The organism is Bradyrhizobium sp., assembly GCF_049581145.1.
GTDB lineage: Bacteria > Pseudomonadota > Alphaproteobacteria > Rhizobiales > Xanthobacteraceae > Bradyrhizobium.
In genome coordinates, this window is the sequence record NZ_JBAURI010000219.1 from 1 (window position 1) to 2,368 (window position 2,368).

Annotated in this window: 2 protein-coding genes; one reads left to right on the top strand and one right to left on the bottom strand. The window is 62.8% G+C overall.

All coding sequences use genetic code 11. The annotated features are described in order from the left end of the window. The first annotated feature begins 117 nt into the window (after positions 1 to 117). Positions 118 to 393 carry a phasin family protein gene (locus WCB02_RS07250; RefSeq protein WP_423957153.1) on the top strand — a complete coding sequence of 92 codons (276 nt, stop codon included), beginning with the start codon at positions 118 to 120 and terminating at the stop codon, positions 391 to 393. A 62-nt stretch (positions 394 to 455) separates the two neighbouring features. Here the strand turns inward: WCB02_RS07250 and WCB02_RS07255 are convergent, their stop codons facing one another. Beyond that, positions 456 to 2,297, bottom strand: coding sequence for an acyltransferase family protein (locus WCB02_RS07255; protein WP_423957154.1), 1,842 nt, complete (start codon positions 2,295 to 2,297; stop codon positions 456 to 458). Between the last annotated feature and the right edge of the window lie 71 nt (positions 2,298 to 2,368).

Below are 2,368 nucleotides of genomic sequence, written 5' to 3' on the forward strand. Positions count from 1 at the left end.
GCTATTCCCGGTGGCGATCATACGAAACTTCTATTCTTCCTTGTGTTCGTTAACCGACAGAGGCATGATCGCAGCATGACGATCAGGCTCGCCAGCGACGCGTAAAAGGAGTTGCCAATGACCGATATGACTGTCGTCCAGGAGAAGATGAAGGCGATCGCGACGGCTCATGCCGAGTACGCAAAATCGTCCTTTGAGGCGAACAAGGCCTATCTGGCGAAGATCGCCACGATCAAGGCGCCAGACCAGGCGATCGAGGTCACGACCGAATACATGAAGTCGGCCTATGAGTCCTTTGTCGCCGAGTCCACCAAGATCGGCGATATGTACAAGGACTTTTTCAAGTCAGCCTATGCGCCGTTGACCGCAGGAAAGTCGAACCTCGCGGCCTGACGGCGCAGCTGGGTTGAGCCTCCGTGCGTGATGACGAGAGCGGCGTGTGTCTCTCATGTCTCTCATGGCCCCTCGCGCAGCAGCGCCGGAGCGATCTGGTCGATCAGATATTTCGATCCGGTGGGCGCCAGATGGAAGCCATCATGGGTCACCAGCTGGTCGCCGATCCGGTTGAGGCAGCCGGCTTCGTTGCAGAACACCTGCCGGGACGAAATATACTCGACACCAAGCGCGTTGCTGAAGCGCTGCATCGGCTCGTCCTCGTTCTCGACGAACAGCGGCGTGCGCTCCGGCAGCAGACGACCGGTGCGCCGGTAGTAGGCGGCAATGGCATTGGGAAGGCCGCCGGTCCAGTTCGGCACCCGTCCAAGAACGACGATGCGCGCAATCCCGCCCGCACGAAGCGCCGCGATCGACGGCCGCAATTGGTCGGGGCCGGACACCACCCAGAGCGCTTCGAACAGCACGATGTCGGGATGCGCAACCGCCAGCAATGTCAGGGCGTCGCGATTGCGGCGAAGACAATCCTCGCTCACGCCATAGGCTGTGACGCTCAGCGGCTGGCACCCGGCCATCGCGAATTGCGCGATCCCGAACCGATGGCGCGATTGCAGATCCCGCAAGCCCGGCAACAGCGCCGCGGCGGTCGAATCGCCGAGCACCGCGATCAGCGGGCGCTGCAGTTCGACGCAGGCATCCGAGAACTCCCCGTCTGCCAGGGCCGGCATCGCCATGCATGGTTGGGTCCGCGATTGCGCAGGCGGCGCCGGCGCGACATCGACGAGCCGGCCGATATCCGGCGGCAGTTGCGGCGGGATGTGCCATGCGATCACGGCGCCGGCCGCAACCGCGGCCATGCCGGCGAGCGCGGTCCTGGCGCCGCCCCATCGTCCTGTCCGGATCGGCCGCTCGATGAATGCATAGGTCAACCAGGCCAGCGCCGTCGCAGCGCCGACCGACAGCACGGTTTCCGACGCCGTGAGCGGACGGAACAGATAGGCGTGCGGAAAAACCAGCAGCGGCCAATGCCAGAGATAAAGCGGGTAGCTGATCCGGCCGATCGCCGTCGCCAACGGATGGGAGAGAACGATTCTGCTGAACAGACAACCATCGGCGAGAAGGATCAGACAGGTTCCGGCAACGGGCAGCAACGCGGCCCAGCCCGGAAATGTCATGCGGCCGTGCTCGACGAAGAAAGCGACAAAGAAGACGATCGCGAGTGCTGCGAACATCTCCTTCAGTTTCGCGTTCTCGATGGTCACTCCCACCAGCAGCGCGCCGGCAAGCAGCTCCCAGGCACGGGTCAACGGCAGATAGAATGTCGCCTGCGGATAGGTCCTGACCAGCGCAACATTCAGCGCGAACGAGCCCAACAGCACGATGACGATCATCGCGCGGCGCCATCGCTGCGGCGTCAGCCAGAGCGCCAGCGGCCACGCCAGATAGAACTGCTCTTCGATGCCGAGCGACCACAGATGCAACAGCGGCTTCAGATTGGCGTCGAGATCGAAATAGCCGGTCTCGGACAGCAGCATCAGATTTGCGCAAAACAGCGCGCTCGCGATCGCATTCTTCGCCAATGAGATCAGTTCGGCGGGAAGAAAGATCCAGACGCCGGCTGCCAGCGCGGCGGATAGCACCACAATCAGCGCCGGGAATATCCTGCGGATGCGGCGGGCGTAGAAGCCGGCAAAGCCGAAAGCACCGGGAGAGTCGAGTCCGCCGGTGATGATATCGGTGATCAGATATCCGGAAATGACGAAGAAGACATCGACGCCGATGAAGCCGCCGGGGATCAGCGCTGGAAACGCATGGTACAGCACGACCGCGATCACGGCTGTTGCCCGAACGCCGTCGATATCCGCGCGGTACTTCAAATGAACGAGTTGGTCACGCGCGTGCACTGACAGGCCCCGACGCACGGATGAGGAGAGTTGCGGCGGTCAGGACTGACCCATCCTGCGCGCGGGTGCGC